Genomic DNA, 21,740 nt, shown 5'->3' with positions numbered 1-21,740 from the left:
AATCAGCGAAGATCCCCTCGCTGATTAAAATATTTAGAGAAAGACAGGGAAGGCGGAATGATGGCACTGATATGACAAAGTGAATTCCGTATTCAAACATAAGGAACCCGCAAAAAGGCTACAGTTGCCTACTGGCTGACCAAAGGGGATCGCGTGGGTATAGCCTTCCTGCTGGCATGCGCGATCGGCGATCCCGCGACTGACATAACGATCGGTATGGGCATGCTGCAAAAAAGCCTGGTCATAAACCAACCGTACAATACCTGTTGCCGCGTCAACTTCGCTCACATGGGCCTGGCGAGTAACCGTACACCCCGCCAGCGTTATTAATGAAAGAGTCAGAATCAGAAGTCTCATGGTCCAGCCAGAAGAGTAAGAGAAAGCACTATTTTACGCGTTACAGCGCTGCGACAATGGCCGGAAAAGACGCCTGGCAGGCGCTATTTCTTGCCATCTGTAGGTGTCAGAAATAGGGGGGCTGTTTTTTGATTATCATTTTTATAACATTAAAGGGGTATTTATGTGATTTGTATCACATAAAGATTGATTTTTGTGATGGTTGTCATATTATAAGCGCAAAGACAATAACACCTGTATAACAAATGGTCGGAGTGCCGCGATGAAACTGCGCAAAATCCTGAAAAGTATGTTCAATAACTATTGCAAGACGTTCAAAGACGTACCGCCAGGCAATATGTTCCGATAACAAAAAACCTGCTCCGGCAGGTTTTTTGTGTCCTGATGACGGTGGATGTGACTATCGCTGAAGATGTGAAGCCGCTACTATAACGGCTTTCAAAATGCTATCAGGAGTTTACGATGTCCCAGCCGCTGAATGCCGATCAGGAACTGGTTTCTGATGTGGTAGCTTGCCAGTTGGTTATCAAACAAATTCTGGATGTTCTCGATGTAATCGCGCCCGTTGAAGTTCGTGAAAAAATGTCCAGTCAGCTGAAGAATATCGACTTTACTCATCATCCCGCTGCCGCAGACCCGGTCACCATGCGGGCAATCCAAAAAGCCATCGCGCTGATTGAACTCAAGTTTACCCCACAGGGTGAATCCCATTAAAAAAACCGCTGCTTCAAACAGATGAGGCAGCGGTTTCTCAAAAACTTCATCGGCGCAATGTATTAGCGCCGATGTATGATCAATGCAGCTGGTGTGACACGACATTCAGAACATGTTGGTCGGTCTGCACAGGGCACATACCCGCAAGTTTCGCACTGCGCACTTCATCAAGAATGGTTTGCAGCAACAGGCCATCATGCTGCTGTTCTTTTTCCAGATCGCGCAGGAAATTGACGGTTGAATCATCATTCAGTTCTTTCGCTTCATCGGCTAACTGCGCCAGCGTGCTTGAACGTTGCTCGTATTCTTCCATCGTTTTTTGGAACAGTTCTTCCAGAGAGTTCAGTTTTTCACCTGGAACATCAATGGCTTTAACGATGGGGGTAGCGCCGACACTCTTCATAAAGTTAAACATGCGCATCATTTGGGTCACATTACTCTGTGCCTGGGCGCGAAGGAAAGTGGCGGTGCCGTTCAGACTCTGTTCAGAACACCAGTTACTCAGGTGAAGGTAGAGATTGGATGCGTAAAACTCGCGGTTCATTTGAGAGTTGAGTTTGAGAAGCATTCCAGCGGTTGCCATACCTAATATCCTTATATCCAGAAGTGGAGAGGTGCAAGATAAATCAAAACACCATAATTACTGTTTGCAGAATAATTCCTTTCTGCCGGTCCGAAATGTGATCGTGGAGTCAATTCTGACGATGATCTGAAATAAGAATAACGTCTGAACGGTTATAAGAAAATGCTTAAATCATCAAGTTTATATATTTTTACATTTCATTGGTGAAATCAATGTAAATGCAATGAATTTTAATGATAGTGCTTTTTGTATCTTGTTGATATTAATCGATGAATTTGAATTCATGATGAAGTGATGATTTTATAAAACGTTTTTTCATTTTTGCGAGATGGCTCTCATTATACGTGTTCTGTTAATTAATGAGCACAGTGATAATTAATGGCGAAATGAATGACGCGCATTTTCCACATCTTTGAGTTGTGGTTATTACACCATTTCAAAAACTCAACGCCAGGTAATGCGGCCTATTGACTGGTTAAAAAGAAGACATCCCGCATGGGTACCGAAGACAACAAGGATTTCCAGGCTAATCTTATGGATTAATCTGCTGTGCATTCAACAATTTGTCTGACAAATTGGCTTTTCCTTATGTCTTTTCCCGCTAAATTTATGCACGTTCTCACTGTAATTCTGCGATGTGATATTGCTCTCCTATGGAGAATTAATTTCTCGCTAAAACTATGTCAACACGGTCACTTATCTTTTAGATAAAAGGTAATGCTTTGTTTTCCGATTAATTTAACGAATGTCATTCGTTTTTGCCCTACACAAAACGACACTAAAGCTGGAGAGAACCATGCACAAATTTACTAAAGCCCTGGCAGCCATTGGTCTGGCAGCCGTTATGTCACAATCCGCTATGGCGGAGAACCTGAAGCTCGGTTTTCTGGTGAAGCAACCGGAAGAGCCGTGGTTCCAGACCGAATGGAAGTTTGCCGATAAAGCCGGGAAGGATTTAGGGTTTGAGGTTATTAAGATTGCCGTGCCGGATGGCGAAAAAACATTGAACGCGATCGACAGCCTGGCAGCCAGTGGCGCAAAAGGTTTCGTTATTTGTACTCCGGACCCGAAACTCGGCTCTGCCATCGTCGCGAAAGCGCGTGGCTACGATATGAAAGTCATTGCAGTGGATGACCAGTTTGTTAACGCCAAAGGTAAGCCAATGGATACCGTTCCTCTGGTGATGATGGCGGCGACTAAAATTGGCGAACGTCAGGGCCAGGAACTGTATAAAGAGATGCAGAAACGTGGCTGGGATGTCAAAGAAAGCGCAGTGATGGCGATTACCGCCAACGAACTGGATACCGCCCGCCGCCGTACAACGGGTTCTATGGACGCACTGAAAGCTGCAGGATTCCCGGAAAAACAAATTTATCAGGTACCTACCAAATCTAACGACATCCCGGGGGCATTTGACGCTGCCAACTCAATGCTGGTTCAACATCCGGAAGTTAAACATTGGCTGATCGTCGGTATGAACGACAGCACCGTACTTGGCGGCGTACGTGCAACCGAAGGTCAGGGCTTTAAAGCAGCCGATATCATCGGTATTGGTATTAACGGTGTGGATGCAGTAAGCGAACTGTCTAAAGCACAGGCAACCGGCTTCTACGGTTCCCTGCTGCCAAGCCCGGACGTACATGGCTATAAATCCAGCGAAATGCTTTACAACTGGGTAGCAAAAGACGTTGAAACGCCAAAATTTACCGAAGTTACAGACGTGGTACTGATCACGCGTGACAACTTTAAAGAAGAACTGGAGAAAAAAGGTTTAGGCGGTAAGTAATTTGCCGGAAAAATTCCCCTCTGCATGATGCAGAGGGGGTGTGAACGACCAGTGATTCACGGAGACGTTATGCAACAGTCTACCCCGTATCTCTCATTTCGCGGCATCGGTAAAACGTTTCCCGGCGTTAAGGCGCTGACGGATATTAGTTTTGACTGCTATGCCGGTCAGGTTCATGCGTTGATGGGTGAAAATGGCGCAGGAAAATCAACTCTCTTAAAAATCCTCAGCGGCAACTATGCGCCAACCACGGGTTCTGTAGTGATTAATGGGCAGGAAATGTCCTTTTCCGACACGACCGCAGCACTTAACGCGGGTGTGGCGATTATTTACCAGGAACTGCATCTCGTGCCGGAAATGACCGTCGCGGAAAACATCTATCTCGGCCAGCTGCCGCATAAAGGCGGCATTGTGAATCGCTCATTGCTGAATTATGAGGCGGGTTTACAACTTAAACATCTTGGTATGGATATTGACCCGGACACGCCGCTGAAATATCTCGCCATTGGTCAGTGGCAGATGGTTGAAATCGCCAAAGCGCTGGCGCGTAACGCTAAAATTATCGCCTTTGATGAGCCAACCAGCTCCCTTTCTGCCCGCGAAATCGGCAATCTTTTCCGCGTTATTCGTGAACTGCGAAAAGAGGGGCGGGTGATCTTATACGTTTCTCACCGTATGGAAGAAATATTTGCCCTCAGCGATGCCATCACTGTCTTTAAAGATGGACGTTATGTCAAAACCTTTACCGATATGCAGCAGGTTGACCACGACGCGCTGGTGCAGGCGATGGTCGGGCGCGACATTGGCGATATCTACGGCTGGCAACCTCGTAGTTATGGCGAGGAGCGCCTGCGTCTTGATGCTGTGAAAGCACCAGGCGTGCGTACGCCAATAAGTCTGGCGGTTCGCAGTGGTGAAATTGTTGGGCTGTTTGGTCTGGTAGGGGCGGGGCGTAGCGAATTAATGAAAGGCTTGTTTGGCGGGACGCAAATCACCGCCGGTCAGGTTTATATCGACCAACAGCCGATCGATATTCGTAAACCGAGCCACGCCATTGCCGCAGGCATGATGCTCTGCCCGGAAGCTCGCAAAGCGGAAGGCATTATTCCCGTGCACTCCGTTCGCGACAATATCAACATCAGTGCCAGACGCAAACATGTGCTCGGCGGTTGTGTAATCAACAACAGTTGGGAAGAAAACAATGCCGATCAGCACATTCGTTCGCTCAACATCAAAACGCCGGGCGCGGAGCAACTGATCATGAATCTCTCAGGCGGAAATCAGCAAAAAGCCATTCTGGGCCGCTGGTTATCGGAAGAGATGAAGGTCATTTTGCTGGATGAACCTACGCGCGGCATTGATGTTGGCGCTAAGCACGAAATATATAACGTAATTTATGCGCTGGCGGCGCAGGGCGTGGCGGTGCTGTTTGCCTCCAGCGACTTACCTGAAGTCCTCGGCGTTGCCGACCGGATTGTGGTGATGCGGGAAGGCGAAATCGCCGGTGAATTGTTACACGAGCAGGCAGATGAGCGTCAGGCACTGAGCCTTGCGATGCCTAAAGTCAGCCAGGCAGTTGCCTGAGTAAGGAGAGTATGATGTCTTCTGTTTCTACATCGGGGTCTGGCGCACCTAAGTCGTCATTCAGCTTCGGGCGTATCTGGGATCAGTACGGCATGCTGGTGGTGTTTGCGGTGCTCTTTATCGCCTGTGCCATTTTTGTCCCAAATTTTGCCACCTTCATTAATATGAAAGGGTTGGGCCTGGCAATTTCCATGTCGGGGATGGTGGCGTGTGGCATGTTGTTCTGCCTTGCTTCCGGTGACTTTGACCTTTCTGTCGCCTCCGTAATTGCCTGTGCGGGTGTCACCACGGCGGTGGTTATCAACCTGACTGAAAGCCTGTGGATTGGCGTGGCAGCGGGTTTGTTGCTGGGCGTTCTCTGTGGCCTGGTCAATGGCTTTGTTATCGCCAAACTGAAAATAAATGCTCTGATCACGACACTGGCAACGATGCAGATTGTTCGAGGTCTGGCGTACATCATTTCAGACGGTAAAGCGGTCGGTATCGAAGATGAAAGCTTCTTTGCCCTTGGTTACGCTAACTGGTTCGGTCTGCCTGCGCCAATCTGGCTCACCGTCGCGTGTCTGATTATCTTTGGTTTGCTGCTGAATAAAACCACCTTTGGTCGTAATACCCTGGCGATTGGCGGGAACGAAGAGGCTGCGCGTCTGGCGGGTGTACCGGTTGTTCGCACCAAAATTATTATCTTTGTTCTCTCTGGCCTGGTATCTGCGATAGCCGGAATTATTCTGGCTTCACGTATGACTAGTGGGCAGCCAATGACGTCGATTGGTTATGAGCTTATTGTTATCTCCGCCTGCGTTTTAGGTGGCGTTTCTCTGAAAGGTGGCATCGGAAAAATCTCATATGTGGTGGCGGGTATCTTAATTTTAGGCACCGTGGAAAACGCCATGAACCTACTTAATATTTCTCCTTTCGCGCAGTACGTGGTTCGCGGCTTAATCCTGCTGGCAGCGGTGATCTTCGACCGTTACAAGCAAAAAGCGAAACGCACTGTCTGATGCTTTTTTCCACAACAATTTAACGTTTTTTCCCACCACAGCCAGCCGCCACAACGGTTGGCTGTTCTTCGTTGCAAATGGCGACCTCCGTCACACTGTCTATACTTACATGTCTGTAAAGCGCGGTCTGCGCAACACAATAAGAAAAGAGAAGGAGGAGAGCCGGGTGACAGAACCGTTAACCGAAACCCCTGAACTATCCGCGAAATATGCCTGGTTTTTTGATCTTGATGGAACGCTGGCGGAAATCAAACCGCATCCCGATCAGGTCGTCGTGCCTGACAATATTCTGCAAGGACTACAGCTACTGGCAACCGCAAGTGATGGTGCATTGGCATTGATATCAGGGCGCTCAATGGTGGAGCTTGACGCACTGGCAAAACCTTATCGCTTCCCGTTAGCGGGCGTGCATGGGGCGGAGCGCCGTGACATCAATGGTAAAACACATATCGTTCATCTGCCGGATGCGATTGCGCGTGATATTAGCGTGCAACTGCATACGGTCATCGCTCAGTATCCCGGCGCGGAGCTGGAGGCGAAAGGGATGGCTTTTGCGCTGCATTATCGTCAGGCTCCGCAGCATGAAGACGCATTAATGACATTAGCGCAACGTATTACTCAGATCTGGCCACAAATGGCGTTACAGCAGGGAAAGTGTGTTGTCGAGATCAAACCGAGAGGTACCAGTAAAGGTGAAGCGATTGCAGCCTTTATGCAGGAAGCTCCTTTTATCGGGCGAACGCCCGTATTTCTGGGCGATGATTTAACCGATGAATCTGGCTTCGCAGTCGTTAACCGACTGGGCGGAATGTCAGTAAAAATTGGCACAGGTGCAACTCAGACATCATGGCGACTGGCGGGTGTGCCGGATGTCTGGAGCTGGCTTGAAATGATAACCACCGCATTACAACAAAAAAGAGAAAATAACAGGAGTGATGACTATGAGTCGTTTAGTCGTAGTATCTAACCGGATTGCACCACCAGACGAGCACGCCGCCAGTGCCGGTGGCCTTGCCGTTGGCATACTGGGGGCACTGAAAGCCGCAGGCGGACTGTGGTTTGGCTGGAGTGGTGAAACAGGGAATGAGGATCAGCCGCTAAAAAAGGTGAAAAAAGGTAACATTACGTGGGCCTCTTTTAACCTCAGCGAACAGGACCTTGACGAATACTACAACCAATTCTCCAATGCCGTTCTCTGGCCCGCTTTTCATTATCGGCTCGATCTGGTGCAATTTCAGCGTCCTGCCTGGGACGGCTATCTACGCGTAAATGCGTTGCTGGCAGATAAATTACTGCCGCTGTTGCAAGACGATGACATTATCTGGATCCACGATTATCACCTGTTGCCCTTTGCGCATGAATTACGCAAACGTGGGGTGAATAATCGCATTGGTTTTTTCTTGCATATTCCTTTCCCGACACCGGAAATTTTCAACGCGCTGCCGACATATGACACCTTGCTTGAACAGCTTTGTGATTATGATTTGCTGGGTTTCCAGACAGAAAACGATCGTCTGGCGTTCCTGGATTGCCTTTCTAACCTGACCCGCGTCACGACACGTAGCGCAAAAAGCCATACAGCCTGGGGAAAAGCATTTCGAACAGAAGTCTACCCGATCGGCATTGAACCGAAAGAAATAGCCAAACAGGCTGCCGGGCCACTGCCGCCAAAACTGGCGCAACTTAAAGCGGAATTGAAAAACGTACAAAATATCTTTTCTGTCGAACGGCTGGATTATTCCAAAGGTTTGCCGGAGCGTTTTCTCGCCTATGAGGCATTGCTGGAAAAATATCCGCAGCATCATGGTAAAATTCGTTATACCCAGATTGCACCAACGTCGCGTGGTGATGTGCAAGCCTACCAGGATATTCGTCATCAGCTCGAAAATGAAGCTGGACGAATTAATGGTAAATACGGGCAATTAGGCTGGACGCCGCTTTATTATTTGAATCAGCATTTTGACCGTAAATTACTGATGAAAATATTCCGCTACTCTGACGTGGGCTTAGTGACGCCACTGCGTGACGGGATGAACCTGGTAGCAAAAGAGTATGTTGCTGCTCAGGACCCAGCCAACCCGGGCGTTCTTGTTCTTTCGCAATTTGCGGGAGCGGCAAACGAGTTAACGTCGGCGTTAATTGTTAACCCCTACGATCGTGACGAAGTTGCAGCTGCGCTGGATCGTGCATTGACTATGTCGCTGGCGGAACGTATTTCCCGTCATGCAGAAATGCTGGACGTTATCGTGAAAAACGATATTAACCACTGGCAGGAGTGCTTCATTAGCGACCTAAAGCAGATAGTTCCGCGAAGCGCGGAAAGCCAGCAGCGCGATAAAGTTGCTACCTTTCCAAAGCTTGCGTAGGAGCGGTTAATCTCCCGTAAGTGGAACTAACAGCACATCGACCTCACTTGAGGCAATAAACGTCTTGTCAACGGGATACCCCGCATCCTGAATTAACTTATCAAGAAAGCTTTGCGTTTCTTCTTGCATCACGCTGCGTAAATCTTCAAGCATCGGCGCGGCTAATTGATTGTACATTTCCGGGTCGGAAGCGAGAGTAATTAAACTGATGTGTCCCTTTACTGGCCTGGCGATAGATACCGCTTTTGCCAGCAGTTGCTGACTTTCCGGTGTAACCGCAACAGCGACAAGAATATTGCTATAGCTCATAACCTGTTCCTTATTCTGCTGTGAACTTCAGGTGACATTAAAGCTTTACTCCTAATGGAGAAACGACGCAATCCCAACTCAGTCAAACAGGTAAATATTAGTCTGATTATTAGTAAAGACAATTAATCAATCACTCTCGGTGATCATATGATTTCAACTGTAATTATAAGAAAATAATGTACTGATTCCCCGCATCAAACAAGTGGTTAACATATGAAAAACATTTTATTAACATTAAGTTGATTGTTGCCTTTCTTTGTATTTAATTAGTTTGTTGTGCGGTAAGTGTCTGTTTAAAAATAGCTTATCTGGTATTGCATGAAAGTGATTATTTATAGCAGATGATTATTTACGGTGAGTTATTTTAACCGTGCGCAACATCCCATTTCGATTATTCCTGTTTCATTTTTGCTTGCTAGCGTAGCGAAAAACTTTTTAACAGATTGAAATACACCCAAAACAAAAGTATGACTTATACATTTATGTTAAGTAATTGAGTGTTTTGTGTGATCTGCATCACACATTATTGAAAATCGCAGCCCCCCTCCGTTGTATGTGCGTGTAGTGACGAGTACAGTTGCGTCGATTTAGGAAAAATCTTAGATAAGTGTAAAGACCCCCTTCTATTTGTAAGGACTTATTAAACCAAAAAGGTGGCTCTGCTTATTGCAGCTTATCGCAACTATTCTAATGCTAATTATTTTTTACCGGAGCTTCCCGGCGACATCACGGGGTGCGGTGAGACCGCATAAAAATAAAGTTGGTTATTCTGGGTGGGAATAATGCATACCTCCGAGTTGCTGAAACACATTTATGACATCAACTTGTCATATTTACTACTTGCACAGCGTCTGATTGTTTAGGACAAAGCGTCCGCTATGTTTCGTCTCGGCATAAATGAAGAAATGGCGACAACGTTAGCGGCACTGACTCTTCCGCAAATGGTTAAGCTGGCAGAAACCAATCAGCTGGTTTGTCACTTCCGTTTTGACAGCCACCAGACGATTACTCAGTTGACGCAAGATTCCCGCGTTGACGATCTCCAGCAAATTCATACCGGCATCATGCTCTCAACACGCTTGCTGAATGATGTTAATCAGCCTGAAGAAGCGCTGCGCAAGAAAAGGGCCTGATCATGAGTGAAAAAAGCATTGTTCAGGAAGCGCGGGATATTCAGCTGGCAATGGAATTGATCACCCTGGGCGCTCGTTTGCAGATGCTGGAAAGCGAAACACAGTTAAGTCGCGGACGCCTGATAAAACTTTATAAAGAACTACGCGGAAGCCCACCGCCGAAAGGCATGCTGCCATTCTCAACCGACTGGTTTATGACCTGGGAACAAAACGTTCATGCTTCGATGTTCTGTAATGCATGGCAGTTTTTACTGAAAACCGGTTTGTGTAATGGCGTCGATGCGGTGATCAAAGCCTACCGTTTATACCTTGAACAGTGCCCACAAGCAGAAGAAGGACCACTGCTGGCATTAACCCGTGCCTGGACATTGGTGCGGTTTGTTGAAAGTGGATTACTGCAACTTTCCAGCTGCAACTGCTGCGGCGGCAATTTTATTACCCACGCTCACCAGCCTGTTGGCAGCTTTGCCTGCAGCTTATGTCAACCGCCATCCCGGGCAGTAAAAAGACGTAAACTTTCCCAGAATCCTGCCGATATTATCCCACAACTGCTGGATGAACAGAGAGTACAGGCTGTTTAACTGATACGGTGTGGCGCAACATTCCAGCAGCGGTAACGACGTACCGCTGCTTTTTTTTGCCCCAATCGCGCGTTAACGCCTGACGACTGAACATCCTGTCATGGTCAACAGTGGAAGGATGATGTCGTGCTTATCTTATTAGGTTACCTGGTTGTTCTCGGTACAGTTTTCGGCGGTTATTTGATGACCGGTGGAAGCCTTGGAGCACTCTATCAACCCGCTGAACTGGTGATTATTGCCGGTGCAGGGATTGGGTCGTTTATCGTCGGCAATAATGGCAAAGCGATTAAAGGCACGCTGAAAGCGCTGCCGTTGCTGTTTCGTCGCTCCAAATACACCAAAGCAATGTATATGGATCTGCTGGCTCTGCTTTATCGGTTGATGGCGAAATCGCGGCAGATGGGGATGTTTTCGCTGGAACGTGATATTGAAAATCCCCGTGAGAGCGAGATCTTCGCCAGCTACCCACGCATCCTCGCGGATAGCGTCATGCTTGATTTTATCGTCGATTATCTGCGCCTGATTATCAGCGGTCACATGAACACCTTCGAAATCGAAGCCCTGATGGATGAAGAGATTGAGACGCACGAAAGCGAGGCAGAAGTCCCGGCGAACAGTCTGGCGCTGGTCGGGGACTCACTTCCGGCGTTTGGTATTGTCGCGGCTGTAATGGGGGGCGTTCACGCGTTAGGTTCAGCCGATCGTCCTGCCGCCGAGCTGGGGGCGCTTATCGCACATGCGATGGTGGGGACTTTCCTCGGTATTTTATTGGCTTACGGATTTATTTCCCCACTAGCGAGTGTTTTACGTCAGAAAAGCGCCGAAACCAGCAAAATGATGCAGTGCGTCAAAGTCACTCTGCTTTCTAATCTGAACGGTTACGCACCGCCTATCGCCGTTGAGTTTGGTCGCAAAACGCTCTATTCCAGCGAACGTCCGTCGTTTATTGAACTGGAAGAGCATGTGCGTGCGGTGAAAAATCCGCAACAACAGACGACAACCGAGGAAGCATGAAGAATCAAGCGCATCCGATTATTGTCGTCAAACGACGCAAAGCCAAAAGCCACGGGGCAGCACATGGATCGTGGAAGATTGCTTATGCCGACTTTATGACTGCGATGATGGCCTTTTTTCTGGTGATGTGGCTGATCTCCATCTCCAGCCCAAAAGAGTTGATTCAGATTGCGGAGTACTTCCGGACTCCACTGGCGACAGCGGTTACGGGCGGCGATCGCATTTCCAATAGTGAAAGCCCAATTCCCGGCGGTGGTGATGATTACACCCAAAGCCAGGGGGAAGTGAATAAGCAGCCGAACATCGAAGAGCTGAAAAAACGCATGGAGCAAAGTCGATTGCGGAAATTGCGGGGTGATCTCGACCAGTTGATAGAGTCCGATCCGAAACTGCGGGCGTTACGTCTCCATCTCAAAATCGATCTGGTCCAGGAAGGTCTACGTATTCAGATCATCGATAGCCAGAATCGCCCGATGTTTAGAACCGGCAGTGCCGATGTCGAACCCTATATGCGCGACATTCTGCGCGCCATCGCGCCTGTGCTGAACGGTATTCCCAACCGTATTAGCCTTTCAGGTCATACCGATGATTTTCCCTACGCCAGCGGTGAGAAAGGTTACAGCAACTGGGAGCTTTCTGCCGATCGGGCCAATGCATCCCGCCGCGAACTGATGGTCGGAGGGTTGGATAGCGGCAAAGTGTTACGTGTCGTCGGCATGGCGGCAACGATGCGCTTAAGCGATCGCGGACCTGATGATGCCGTCAACCGTCGCATCAGCCTGCTGGTACTGAACAAACAAGCCGAACAGGCCATTTTGCATGAAAACGCCGAAAGCCAGAATGAGCCAGTAAGCGCCCTGGAAAAACCTGAGGTTGCACCACAGGTCAGTGTTCCCACAATGCCATCAGCCGAACCGAGGTGACAGCGTGAGCATCGATATAAGCGATTTTTATCAGACATTTTTTGATGAAGCGGACGAACTGTTGGCTGATATGGAGCAGCATCTGCTGGTTTTGCAGCCGGAAGCGCCAGATGCCGAACAATTGAATGCCATCTTTCGGGCTGCCCACTCGATCAAAGGAGGGGCAGGAACTTTTGGCTTCAGCGTTTTGCAGGAAACCACGCATCTGATGGAAAACCTGCTCGATGAAGCCAGACGAGGTGAGATGCAACTCAACACCGACATTATCAATCTGTTTTTGGAAACGAAGGACATCATGCAAGAACAGCTCGACGCTTATAAACAGTCGCAAGAGCCGGATGCCGCCAGCTACGATTATATCTGCCAGGCCTTGCGTCAACTGGCATTAGAAGCGAAAGGCGAAACGCCATCTGCAGTGACCCGATTAAGTGTGGTTGCCAAAAGTGAACCGCAAGATGAGCAAAGTCGCAGTCAGTTGCCGCGACGAATTATCCTTTCGCGCCTGAAGGCCGGCGAAGTCGACCTGCTGGAAGAAGAGCTGGGGCATCTGACAACGTTAAATGACGTGGTGAAAGGGGCGGATTCTCTCTCGGCAATATTACCGGGCGATATCGCCGAAGATGACATCACAGCGGTACTCTGTTTTGTGATTGAAGCCGATCAGATTACCTTTGAAACAGTAGAAGTTTCGCCAAAAATAGCTACCCCACCTGTGCTTAAACTGGCAGCCGAACAAGCGCCAACCGGCCGCGTGGAGCGGGAAAAAACGACGCGCAGCAGTGAATCCACCAGCATCCGTGTAGCGGTAGAAAAGGTTGATCAATTAATTAACCTCGTCGGCGAGCTGGTTATCACCCAGTCCATGCTTGCCCAGCGTTCCAGCGAACTGGACCCGGTTAATCATGGTGATTTGATTACCAGCATGGGGCAGTTACAACGTAACGCCCGTGATTTGCAGGAATCAGTGATGTCGATTCGCATGATGCCGATGGAATATGTCTTTAGTCGCTATCCCCGGCTGGTGCGTGATCTGGCGGGAAAACTCGGCAAGCAGGTAGAACTGACGCTGGTGGGCAGTTCCACCGAGCTCGACAAGAGCCTGATAGAACGCATTATCGACCCGCTGACCCACCTGGTACGCAATAGCCTCGATCACGGTATTGAACTGCCAGAAAAACGGCTCGCCGCAGGTAAAAACAGCGTCGGAAATTTAATTCTGTCTGCCGAACATCAGGGCGGCAACATTTGCATTGAAGTGACCGACGATGGGGCGGGGCTAAACCGTGAGCGAATTCTGGCAAAAGCGGCCTCGCAAGGTTTGACTGTCAGCGAAAACATGAGCGACGACGAAGTTGCAATGCTGATATTTGCACCAGGCTTCTCCACGGCAGAGCAGGTCACCGACGTCTCCGGGCGCGGCGTCGGCATGGACGTCGTTAAACGTAATATCCAGGAGATGGGCGGTCATGTCGAAATCCAGTCGAAGCAGGGTACTGGCACTACGATCCGCATTTTACTGCCGCTGACGCTGGCCATCCTCGACGGCATGTCCGTACGCGTTGCGGATGAAGTTTTCATTCTGCCGCTGAATGCTGTTATGGAATCACTGCAACCCCGTGAAGCCGATCTCCATCCACTGGCCGGCGGCGAGCGGGTGCTGGAAGTGCGGGGTGAATATCTGCCCATCGTCGAACTGTGGAAAGTGTTCAACGTCGCGGGCGCGAAAACCGAAGCCACCCAGGGAATTGTGGTGATCTTACAAAGTGGCGGTCGCCGCTACGCCTTGCTGGTGGATCAATTAATTGGTCAACACCAGGTTGTGGTTAAAAACCTTGAAAGTAACTATCGCAAAGTCCCCGGCATTTCTGCTGCGACCATTCTTGGCGACGGCAGCGTGGCACTGATTGTTGATGTCTCCGCCTTGCAGGCGATAAACCGCGAACAACGTATGGCGAACACCGCCGCCTGAATGAGTAAAAAGGTAACAAAATGACCGGTATGACGAATGTAACAAAGCTGGCCAGCGAGCCGTCAGGCCAGGAATTTCTGGTATTTACCCTTGGTGATGAAGAGTACGGTATTGATATCCTGAAAGTGCAGGAGATCCGTGGCTACGATCAGGTAACACGGATTGCGAACACGCCAGCGTTTATCAAAGGCGTCACGAATCTGCGCGGCGTTATTGTGCCGATTGTTGACTTACGAATTAAGTTCAGCCAGGTGGATGTGGACTATAACGACAACACGGTAGTTATCGTCCTGAATCTCGGACAGCGGGTGGTCGGCATCGTGGTTGACGGCGTTTCAGACGTGCTTTCATTGACGGCGGAGCAAATTCGTCCGGCACCAGAGTTTGCCGTGACGCTTTCAACAGAATATCTCACTGGACTGGGCGCACTGGGCGACCGTATGTTGATTCTGGTGAACATCGAAAAACTGCTGAACAGCGAAGAGATGGCGCTGTTAGATAGCGCGGCGTCAGAAGTGGCGTAATTCTCCCGATTTCCTCAATTGAAATGAACCCGATGATCTGCGCATCGGGTTTTTTATTTCAATTTCGCGGCGGGTGGCATCAGCAATAAAGTTTCCCCCCTTCTTGCCGATAACGAGATCAACTTGTTTTCAGGAAGGTGCCTTATGATTAACCGTATCCGCGTAGTCACGCTGTTGGTAATGGTGCTGGGGGTATTCGCACTGTTACAGCTTATTTCCGGCAGTTTGTTTTTTTCTTCCCTTCACCATAGCCAGAAGAGCTTTGTGGTTTCCAATCAATTACGGGAACAGCAGGGCGAGCTGACGTCAACCTGGGATTTAATGCTGCAAACGCGCATTAACCTGAGTCGTTCAGCGGTGCGGATGATGATGGTTTCCTCCAATCAACAAAGTAACGCCAAAGTTGAATTGCTCGATAGCGCCAGGAAAACATTGGCCCAGGCCGCGACGCATTATAAAAAATTCAAAAGCATGGCACCGTTACCTGAAATGGTCGCTACCAGCCGTAATTTTGATGAAAAATATAAAAACTATTACACAGCGTTAACTGAACTGATTGATTATCTTGATTATGGCAATACTGGAGCTTATTTCGCTCAGCCAACCCAGGGAATGCAAAATGCAATGGGCGAAGCGTTTGCTCAGTACGCCCTCAGCAGTGAAAAACTGTATCGCGATATCGTCACTGACAACGCAGATGATTACCGATTTGCCCAGTGGCAACTGGCGGTTATCGCGCTGGTGGTGGTATTGATTCTGCTGGTGGCGTGGTACGGCATTCGCCGTATGTTGCTTACTCCGCTGGCAAAAATTATTGCTCACATTCGCGAAATCGCCGGTGGTAACCTGGCGAATACCCTGACCATTGACGGGCGCAGTGAAATGGGTGACCTGGCGCAGAGCGTTTCACATATGCAACGCTCTTTGACTGACACCGTCACTCATGTCCGCGAAGGTTCAGATGCCATCTATGCCGGTACCCGTGAAATTGCGGCGGGCAACACCGATCTTTCCTCCCGTACTGAACAGCAGGCATCCGCGCTGGAAGAAACTGCCGCCAGCATGGAGCAGCTCACCGCGACAGTGAAGCAAAACGCCGATAACGCCCGCCAGGCCTCGCAACTGGCGCAAAGTGCCTCCGACACCGCCCAGCACGGCGGCAAAGTGGTGGATGGCGTAGTGAAAACGATGCATGAGATCGCCGATAGTTCGAAGAAAATTGCCGACATTATCAGCGTTATCGACGGTATTGCCTTCCAGACTAATATCCTCGCGCTGAATGCCGCGGTTGAAGCCGCGCGTGCGGGTGAACAGGGCCGTGGTTTTGCCGTGGTGGCGGGTGAAGTGCGTAATCTTGCCAGTCGCAGCGCCCAGGCGGCAAAAGAGATCAAAGCCCTCATTGAAGACTCCGTCTCGCGCGTTGATACCGGTTCGGTGCTGGTCGAAAGCGCCGGGGAAACAATGAACAATATCGTCAATGCTGTCACTCGCGTGACTGACATTATGGGCGAGATTGCATCGGCATCGGATGAACAGAGCCGTGGCATCGATCAAGTCGCATTGGCGGTTTCGGAAATGGATCGCGTCACGCAACAGAACGCATCGCTGGTGCAGGAATCAGCTGCCGCCGCAGCTGCGCTGGAAGAACAGGCGAGTCGTTTAACGCAAGCGGTTTCCGCGTTCCGTCTGGCAGACAGCCCACTCACCAATAAACCGCAAACACCATCCCGTCCTGCCAGTGAGCAACCACCGGCACAGCCACGACTGCGAATTACTGAACAAGATCCAAACTGGGAAACATTTTGACGAGTTTTTACTAACGCGGTCATTGCCGCCTGATGGGGAGCGTTGATGTTTAATCGTATTCGAATTTCGACCACGCTGTTTTTAATTTTGATTCTCTGCGGGATCTTGCAGATTGGCAGTAACGGCATGTCTTTTTGGGCATTTCGCGACGATTTGCAACGACTGAATCACGGCGAGCAGAGCAATCAGCAACGTGCGGCATTAGCGCAAACTCGGGCGGTAATGTTACAGGCCAGTACCGCGCTGAACAAAGCAGGCACTCTGACAGCGCTTAGCTATCCGGCGGATGACATTAAAACGTTGATGACGACGGCGCGCGCCAGTCTGACGCAATCCACCACGCTGTTTAAAAGTTTTATGGCGATGACTGCGGGCAACGAGCACGTCAGGGCATTGCAAAAAGAGACGGAGAAAAGTTTTGCCCGCTGGCACAACGATCTCGAACATCAGGCGACCTGGCTTGAAAGTAATCAACTTTCGGATTTCCTCACTGCGCCGGTGCAGGGATCACAGAATGCGTTTGACGTTAACTTTGAGGCCTGGCAGCTGGAGATCAACCATGTGCTGGAAGCCGCCAGTGCGCAAAGCCAGCGTAACTATCAGATTTCGGCGCTGGTGTTTATCAGCATGATTATTGTTGCGGCGATCTACATCAGCAGTGCGCTGTGGTGGACGCGCAAGATGATTGTTCAACCACTGGACATTATCGGTAGCCATTTTGACAGCATTGCTGCGGGTAATCTGGCGCGTCCGATTGCGGTATATGGTCGTAATGAGATCACCGCCATTTTTGCCAGCCTGAAGACCATGCAGCAGGCTTTGCGTGGGACGGTGAGTGATGTGCGTAAGGGAAGCCATGAGATGCACATTGGGATCGCGGAGATTGTCGCAGGCAATAACGATCTCTCAAGTCGTACCGAACAGCAGGCGGCATCGCTGGCACAAACGGCCGCCAGTATGGAGCAATTAACCGCCACGGTAGGGCAAAACGCCGATAACGCACGACAGGCGTCGGAACTGGCAAAAAATGCCGCGACAACGGCGCAGGCGGGCGGTGTTCAGGTCAGTACCATGACTCACACCATGCAGGAGATCGCCACCAGCTCGCAAAAAATTGGCGACATTATCAGCGTTATCGACGGAATTGCTTTCCAGACCAATATTCTGGCCCTGAATGCGGCAGTGGAAGCGGCTCGCGCCGGAGAGCAGGGGCGTGGTTTTGCGGTAGTGGCAGGTGAAGTGCGCAATCTTGCCAGCCGTAGCGCGCAGGCAGCAAAAGAGATCAAAGGGCTGATCGAAGAGTCAGTCAATCGTGTCCAGCAGGGTTCGAAACTGGTGAATAACGCCGCCGCGACCATGACCGATATTGTCAGTTCGGTGACCCGCGTGAACGACATTATGGGAGAAATTGCTTCGGCGTCGGAAGAACAACGGCGGGGGATTGAGCAGGTTGCACAGGCTGTCAGCCAGATGGATCAGGTGACTCAGCAGAACTCCTCGCTGGTAGAAGAAGCGGCGGTGGCAACGGAACAACTGGCGAATCAGGCCGACCATCTTTCGTCGCGTGTGGCGGTATTTACCCTTGAAGAACATGAAGTAGCACGACATGAGTCGGCGCAGTTACAAATTGCGCCAGTGGTATCCTGAAGTGATTGAGAAGGCGCTATGACTTCATCTCTGCCCTGTGGGCAAACGTCTTTATTGTTACAGATGACCGAGCGCCTGGCGCTTTCCGACGCGCATTTTCGGCGGATAAGTCAATTGATCTATCAACGAGCCGGGATCGTTCTGGCTGACCATAAACGCGACATGGTTTACAACCGACTGGTTCGTCGTTTGCGTTCGCTGGGACTGACGGATTTCGGTCATTATCTGAACTTGCTGGAATCTAATCAGCACAGCGGTGAGTGGCAGGCGTTTATCAATTCGCTGACCACGAATCTGACGGCATTTTTCCGTGAGGCTCATCATTTCCCTCTGCTCGCGGATCACGCACGTCGCCGTTCTGGCGAGTATCGCGTATGGAGCGCGGCGGCTTCGACCGGCGAAGAGCCGTACAGCATTGCGATGACTCTGGCTGACACATTGGGCACCGTGCCCGGACGCTGGAAAGTGTTTGCCAGTGATATCGACACCGAAGTGCTGGAAAAAGCCAGAAGCGGTATCTATCGCCATGAAGAGTTGAAAAACCTGACGCCGCAGCAACTGCAACGGTATTTCATGCGAGGGACGGGACCGCATGAAGGGCTGGTACGCGTGCGTCAGGAGCTGGCGAACTATGTTGATTTTGCCCCGCTTTGTTCCGCTCCTTAAACCCGACGGATTGCTGTTTGCGGGTCACTCTGAAAACTTTAGCCACCTCGAGCGCCGCTTCACGCTGCGTGGTCAGACGGTGTATGCGCTAAGTAAGGATTAACGATGAGCAAAATCAGGGTGTTATCTGTCGATGATTCGGCACTGATGCGCCAGATCATGACAGAAATCATCAACAGCCATAGCGACATGGAAATGGTGGCGACCGCGCCTGATCCGCTGGTTGCGCGTGACTTGATTAAGAAATTCAATCCCGATGTGCTGACGCTGGATGTTGAAATGCCGCGGATGGACGGACTGGATTTCCTCGAAAAATTAATGCGTTTGCGTCCAATGCCCGTTGTGATGGTTTCTTCCTTGACCGGCAAAGGATCAGAAGTCACGCTGCGCGCGCTGGAGCTGGGGGCAATAGATTTTGTCACCAAACCGCAACTGGGTATTCGCGAAGGAATGCTGGCGTATAGCGAAATGATTGCTGAAAAGGTGCGTACGGCAGCAAAGGCGAGCCTTGCAGCACATAAGCCATTGTCAGCACCGACAACGCTGAAGGCAGGGCCGTTGTTGAGTTCTGAAAAACTGATTGCGATTGGTGCTTCAACGGGTGGAACTGAGGCAATTCGTCACGTACTGCAACCGTTGCCGCTTTCCAGCCCGGCATTGTTAATTACCCAACATATGCCGCCCGGTTTCACCCGCTCTTTTGCCGACAGACTTAATAAGCTTTGCCAGATCCGGGTTAAAGAAGCCGAAGACGGAGAACGTGTCTTGCCGGGGCATGCCTATATTGCGCCGGGCGATCGGCATATGGAACTGGCGCGTAGTGGCGCAAATTATCAAATCAAAATTCACGACGGCCCGGCGGTTAACCGTCATCGGCCTTCGGTAGATGTGTTGTTCCATTCTGTCGCCAAACAGGCGGGGCGTAATGCGGTTGGGGTGATCCTGACCGGTATGGGCAACGACGGCGCGGCGGGAATGTTGGCGATGCGTCAGGCGGGGGCATGGACCCTTGCGCAAAACGAAGCAAGTTGCGTGGTGTTCGGCATGCCGCGCGAGGCCATCAATATGGGTGGTGTCTGCGAAGTGGTCGATCTTAGCCAGGTAAGCCAGCAAATGTTGGCAACAATTAGTGCCGGACAGGCGATACGTATTTAAATCAGGAGTGTGAAATGGCGGATAAAGAACTTAAATTTTTGGTTGTGGATGACTTTTCCACCATGCGACGCATAGTGCGTAACCTGCTGAAAGAGCTGGGATTCAATAATGTTGAGGAAGCGGAAGATGGTGTCGACGCTCTCAATAAGTTGCAGGCAGGCGGTTATGGATTTGTTATCTCCGACTGGAACATGCCCAATATGGATGGCCTGGAATTGCTGAAAACAATTCGTGCGGATGGCGCGATGTCGGCATTGCCAGTGTTAATGGTGACTGCAGAAGCGAAGAAAGAGAACATCATTGCTGCGGCGCAAGCGGGGGCCAGTGGCTATGTGGTGAAGCCATTTACCGCCGCGACGCTGGAGGAAAAACTCAACAAAATCTTTGAGAAACTGGGCATGTGAGGATGCGACTATGATGCAACCATCAATCAAACCTGCTGACGAGCATTCAGCTGGCGATATCATTGCGCGCACCGGCAGCCTGACGCGTATGCTGCGCGACAGTTTGCGGGAACTGGGGCTGGATCAGGCCATTGCCGAAGCGGCGGAAGCCATCCCCGATGCGCGCGATCGTTTGTACTATGTTGTGCAGATGACCGCCCAGGCTGCGGAGCGGGCGCTGAACAGTGTTGAGGCGTCACAACCGCATCAGGATCAAATGGAGAAATCAGCAAAAGCGTTAACCCAACGTTGGGATGACTGGTTTGCCGATCCGATTGACCTTGCCGACGCCCGTGAACTGGTAACAGATACACGACAATTTCTGGCAGATGTACCCGCGCATACCAGCTTTACTAACGCGCAACTGCTGGAAATCATGATGGCGCAGGATTTTCAGGATCTCACCGGGCAGGTTATTAAGCGGATGATGGATGTCATTCAGGAGATCGAACGCCAGTTGCTGATGGTGCTGTTGGAAAACATCCCGGAACAGGAGTCGCGTCCAAAACGTGAAAACCAGAGTTTGCTTAATGGACCTCAGGTCGATACCAGCAAAGCCGGCGTGGTAGCCAGTCAGGATCAGGTGGACGATTTGTTGGATAGTCTTGGATTTTGATTTGTATTGCCTGAACTTCGGCCTGCGCGATGATGCCAGGCCGATAGCAGGGTGGCGGGTATCGTTCAGGGAGTACGTGGAGGATGGTTATTTGTAGTTTGATAATTTTAGATCAGCGAAGCGTGATTGTTGCGCCAGTAAATTTATCAATGCATTAAATTGTGAACGAGAAAATGACGATGACTGGTAGTGCAGTACATCGTAGTGATGCCATACTTCATAACGTTTTTTCGTCAGTTCATGGTGCAAGAAATGACAGAGTTCCGGCCCTAAACTCTTTACCTGCTTAGTAAAAATAGTGCGTAAAATCTTCGTTACCGAACCGCTTGGATTGGGGTTAGTATGAAGAACAAGTTCAAGATGTCTGCGATTTAAGTCGGTCAAGTAATTATCTTTACTGATAATTTTTTCACTACGTAGATCATAGAGCACGGCATCCCAACTCATTAGCGTAGTGTTTTGAGGTGTACTGGCAATAGCGGACACTACCATTTGTTCTTTTTTTAAGCAGCCATCTGATGATATTTTTCCCTGAAGGCTGCGGGGAGATATTCCCCAGACGA

Annotated in this window: 21 protein-coding genes and 2 pseudogenes; 19 read left to right on the top strand and 4 right to left on the bottom strand. The window is 50.0% G+C overall.

Annotation, left to right across the window (positions count from 1 at the left end):
- Positions 1–33: 33 nt before the first annotated feature.
- Entirely contained in the window at positions 34–357 is a 324-nt protein-coding gene (locus ACUU1M_RS11315; RefSeq protein WP_001237866.1) for a YecR-like lipofamily protein, read from the bottom strand.
- A 262-nt stretch (positions 358–619) separates the two neighbouring features.
- On the opposite strand from ACUU1M_RS11315, the gene azuC reads away from it, so the two are divergent.
- The gene (azuC, locus tag ACUU1M_RS11310) at positions 620–706 is read left to right on the top strand and encodes a stress response protein AzuC (protein ID WP_010723106.1); all 87 of its coding nucleotides are present in this window, start codon (positions 620–622) and stop codon (positions 704–706) included.
- Positions 707–819: 113 nt separating this feature from the next.
- The gene (yecJ, locus tag ACUU1M_RS11305) at positions 820–1,071 is read left to right on the top strand and encodes a DUF2766 family protein YecJ (protein WP_000082120.1); all 252 of its coding nucleotides are present in this window, start codon (positions 820–822) and stop codon (positions 1,069–1,071) included.
- Between the two features lie 79 nt (positions 1,072–1,150).
- Here the strand turns inward: yecJ and ACUU1M_RS11300 are convergent, their stop codons facing one another.
- Complete coding sequence (locus ACUU1M_RS11300) at positions 1,151–1,654, bottom strand: non-heme ferritin-like protein (RefSeq protein ID WP_000179469.1); 504 nt, start codon at positions 1,652–1,654, stop codon at positions 1,151–1,153.
- Positions 1,655–2,450: 796 nt separating this feature from the next.
- Between ACUU1M_RS11300 and araF the strand changes: the two genes are divergently transcribed.
- From araF to otsA, 5 genes are all read left to right on the top strand, one after another.
- A complete protein-coding gene (gene araF / locus ACUU1M_RS11295; RefSeq protein ID WP_000548676.1) occupies positions 2,451–3,440 on the top strand; it encodes an arabinose ABC transporter substrate-binding protein AraF in 990 nt (329 codons plus the stop codon).
- A 69-nt stretch (positions 3,441–3,509) separates the two neighbouring features.
- Positions 3,510–5,024 carry an arabinose ABC transporter ATP-binding protein AraG gene (araG, locus tag ACUU1M_RS11290; RefSeq protein ID WP_001187793.1) on the top strand — a complete coding sequence of 505 codons (1,515 nt, stop codon included), beginning with the start codon at positions 3,510–3,512 and terminating at the stop codon, positions 5,022–5,024.
- A 14-nt stretch (positions 5,025–5,038) separates the two neighbouring features.
- A complete protein-coding gene (gene araH, locus ACUU1M_RS11285) occupies positions 5,039–6,025 on the top strand; it encodes an arabinose ABC transporter permease AraH (RefSeq protein WP_000100205.1) in 987 nt (328 codons plus the stop codon).
- Between the two features lie 166 nt (positions 6,026–6,191).
- Entirely contained in the window at positions 6,192–6,992 is an 801-nt protein-coding gene (otsB, locus tag ACUU1M_RS11280; protein ID WP_152028949.1) for a trehalose-phosphatase, read from the top strand.
- A complete protein-coding gene (otsA, locus tag ACUU1M_RS11275; protein ID WP_001295646.1) occupies positions 6,967–8,391 on the top strand; it encodes an alpha,alpha-trehalose-phosphate synthase in 1,425 nt (474 codons plus the stop codon). The genes otsB and otsA overlap by 26 nt, the downstream gene beginning before the upstream one ends.
- 6 nt (positions 8,392–8,397) lie before the next feature.
- Here otsA and ACUU1M_RS11270 read toward each other — a convergent pair whose 3' ends face one another.
- The gene (locus ACUU1M_RS11270) at positions 8,398–8,700 is read right to left on the bottom strand and encodes a universal stress protein (protein WP_000122423.1); all 303 of its coding nucleotides are present in this window, start codon (positions 8,698–8,700) and stop codon (positions 8,398–8,400) included.
- Between the two features lie 782 nt (positions 8,701–9,482).
- Between ACUU1M_RS11270 and flhD the strand changes: the two are divergent.
- The 12 genes and pseudogenes from flhD (at position 9,483) to cheZ (ending at position 21,177) form a co-directional block, all read left to right on the top strand.
- A pseudogene (gene flhD, locus ACUU1M_RS11265) lies at positions 9,483–9,833 on the top strand (flagellar transcriptional regulator FlhD).
- Between the two features lie 2 nt (positions 9,834–9,835).
- A complete protein-coding gene (gene flhC / locus ACUU1M_RS11260; RefSeq protein ID WP_001291603.1) occupies positions 9,836–10,414 on the top strand; it encodes a flagellar transcriptional regulator FlhC in 579 nt (192 codons plus the stop codon).
- 126 nt (positions 10,415–10,540) lie between these two features.
- A complete protein-coding gene (motA, locus tag ACUU1M_RS11255) occupies positions 10,541–11,428 on the top strand; it encodes a flagellar motor stator protein MotA (protein ID WP_000906331.1) in 888 nt (295 codons plus the stop codon).
- Positions 11,425–12,351: a flagellar motor protein MotB gene (gene motB / locus ACUU1M_RS11250; RefSeq protein WP_000795618.1), complete on the top strand. Its 927-nt coding sequence runs from the start codon at positions 11,425–11,427 to the stop codon at positions 12,349–12,351. The genes motA and motB overlap by 4 nt, the downstream gene beginning before the upstream one ends.
- A gap of 4 nt (positions 12,352–12,355) precedes the next feature.
- Positions 12,356–14,320, top strand: coding sequence for a chemotaxis protein CheA (gene cheA / locus ACUU1M_RS11245; protein WP_000020706.1), 1,965 nt, complete (start codon positions 12,356–12,358; stop codon positions 14,318–14,320).
- Positions 14,321–14,340: 20 nt separating this feature from the next.
- Entirely contained in the window at positions 14,341–14,844 is a 504-nt protein-coding gene (gene cheW / locus ACUU1M_RS11240) for a chemotaxis protein CheW (RefSeq protein ID WP_000147302.1), read from the top strand.
- A 144-nt stretch (positions 14,845–14,988) separates the two neighbouring features.
- Complete coding sequence (gene tar / locus ACUU1M_RS11235; protein WP_152028948.1) at positions 14,989–16,650, top strand: methyl-accepting chemotaxis protein II; 1,662 nt, start codon at positions 14,989–14,991, stop codon at positions 16,648–16,650.
- A gap of 45 nt (positions 16,651–16,695) precedes the next feature.
- On the top strand, positions 16,696–18,297 hold the full coding sequence (gene tap, locus ACUU1M_RS11230) for a methyl-accepting chemotaxis protein IV (RefSeq protein WP_000483184.1): 1,602 nt from the start codon (positions 16,696–16,698) through the stop codon (positions 18,295–18,297).
- Positions 18,298–18,315: 18 nt separating this feature from the next.
- Positions 18,316–19,066, top strand: a pseudogene (locus tag ACUU1M_RS11225) (CheR family methyltransferase).
- Between the two features lie 2 nt (positions 19,067–19,068).
- The gene (cheB, locus tag ACUU1M_RS11220; protein WP_000036381.1) at positions 19,069–20,118 is read left to right on the top strand and encodes a protein-glutamate methylesterase/protein glutamine deamidase; all 1,050 of its coding nucleotides are present in this window, start codon (positions 19,069–19,071) and stop codon (positions 20,116–20,118) included.
- 14 nt (positions 20,119–20,132) lie between these two features.
- The gene (gene cheY / locus ACUU1M_RS11215) at positions 20,133–20,522 is read left to right on the top strand and encodes a chemotaxis response regulator CheY (RefSeq protein ID WP_000763867.1); all 390 of its coding nucleotides are present in this window, start codon (positions 20,133–20,135) and stop codon (positions 20,520–20,522) included.
- 10 nt (positions 20,523–20,532) lie between these two features.
- Complete coding sequence (cheZ, locus tag ACUU1M_RS11210; RefSeq protein ID WP_000983619.1) at positions 20,533–21,177, top strand: protein phosphatase CheZ; 645 nt, start codon at positions 20,533–20,535, stop codon at positions 21,175–21,177.
- An 87-nt stretch (positions 21,178–21,264) separates the two neighbouring features.
- Here the strand turns inward: cheZ and ACUU1M_RS11205 are convergent.
- On the bottom strand, positions 21,265–21,740 hold a 476-nt coding region (locus ACUU1M_RS11205), incomplete at its 5' end, for a hypothetical protein (RefSeq protein WP_449144667.1).

This window comes from Shigella sp. SIG6, from assembly GCF_053555815.1.
This window is presented reverse-complemented; position numbering and strand designations above follow the sequence as displayed.